This window comes from Actinomadura sp. CNU-125, from assembly GCF_001942465.1.
Classification (GTDB): domain Bacteria; phylum Actinomycetota; class Actinomycetes; order Streptosporangiales; family Streptosporangiaceae; genus Spirillospora.
The window spans coordinates 1-1,495 of record NZ_MKJY01000522.1 but is presented as its reverse complement, the minus strand read 5'-3'; the positions used below and the strand labels follow the sequence as shown (position 1 = coordinate 1,495).

Sequence of the window (1,495 nt, the reverse complement as noted above, 5' to 3'; positions counted from 1 at the left end):
GACGAAGAGCGCGACTACATGTACGCCGAGTACGCGAAAGACCCGCGCATGAAGGCGAACATCGGCATCCGCCGCCGACTCGCTCCCCTCGTCGACAACGACCGCAACCAGCTCGAACTGTTCACCGCACTCCTCCTCTCCCTGCCCGGTTCGCCCGTCCTGTACTACGGCGACGAGATCGGCATGGGCGACAACATCTGGCTCGGCGACCGCGACGCCGTCCGCACCCCGATGCAGTGGACGCCCGACCGGAACGCGGGGTTCTCCAAGTGCGACCCGGCGCGGCTCTACCTGCCGGTGATCATGGACCCGATCTACGGCTACCAGGCCGTCAACGTCGAGGCGTTCGCGGACAACTCCGGGTCGCTGCTGCACTGGACGCGCAAGATGATCGAGATCCGGCAGCGGCACCCGGTGTTCGGCGTCGGCACGTACGTCGAGCTGTCCGCGTCGAACCCGTCCGTCCTGGCCTACACCCGGGAGATCGGCAACGGGGACGTCAACCAGTGGGGCGGCATGGACACCGTCCTGTGCGTGAACAACCTGTCGCGCTTCCCGCAGCCGGTCGAGTTGGACCTGCGGCGGTTCCATGGCTCCACCCCCATCGAGTGCATGGGCGGCGTGCGGTTCCCGGCCGTCGGCGAGCTGCCGTACCTGCTGACCCTGCCGGGCCACGGCTTCTACTGGTTCCTGCTCTCCCCGCCGCCCGACGCGACCGAATCCGGCGAAGAGGTGATCTGACCGTGGCGCCGCCCGACCGCTCGCTCGTCCGGCTCCTGGCGGAGTGGCTGCCCCGGCAGCGGTGGTTCGGCGGCAAGCACCGCCCGATCGACGGGCTGTCGATCGGCACCGCCACCGTGCTGCGGCCGGGCGACCCCGGCCTGCACCACCTCGTCCTGGACGTCGGGCAGGACGGCGTCACCGACCGCTACCAGGTGCTCCTCGGCGTCCGCCGCGACCTGCCGGAGCGGCTGCGGCCGGGCGAGATCGGACGGGTCCGGGCGGCGGGCGGCGACGCGGAGCACATCTACGACGCGGCCTGCGACCCGGAGCTGACCGGCCCGCTGCTCGCGCACATGGCCGCGCAGGACGACGTCGGGCCCGTCCGTTTCCGGCACTCGCCCGGCGCCGCGATCCGCACCGGCCTCGCGGCGGCGCCGAGCCCGGCCGAGCAGAGCAACACCTCGCTGATCTTCGGGGACGCCTACATCTGCAAGCTGTTCCGGCGGCTGGCGCCCGGCGTGAACCCCGATCTGGAGATCAACCTCGCGCTGTCCCGGCAGGGCTGCGGGCACGTCCCCGCCGTGCACGGCTGGATGGAGCTGGAACCGGGCCCCGGCGACGGCGGCGAACCGGCGACGCTCGCGCTGCTGTCGGAGTACCTGCGGACCGGGACCGACGGCTGGCAGCTCGCGCTCACCAGCGTCCGCGACTGGTTCGCGCAGCCCGCGCCCGCGCCGACCGCGCCGCCGCCGAGCCCGGGGCCGGGCCGGGG

At 72.5% G+C, this 1,495-nt stretch carries 2 protein-coding genes; both read left to right on the top strand.

The genetic code is table 11. The features are described 5' to 3' along the window. The coding region (locus tag BJF79_RS39620; protein ID WP_187357124.1) for an alpha-glucosidase C-terminal domain-containing protein at positions 1 to 741 on the top strand (741 nt) is incomplete at its 5' end. Positions 742 to 743: 2 nt separating this feature from the next. After that, the coding region (locus BJF79_RS39615; protein WP_410050202.1) for a maltokinase N-terminal cap-like domain-containing protein at positions 744 to 1,495 on the top strand (752 nt) is incomplete at its 3' end.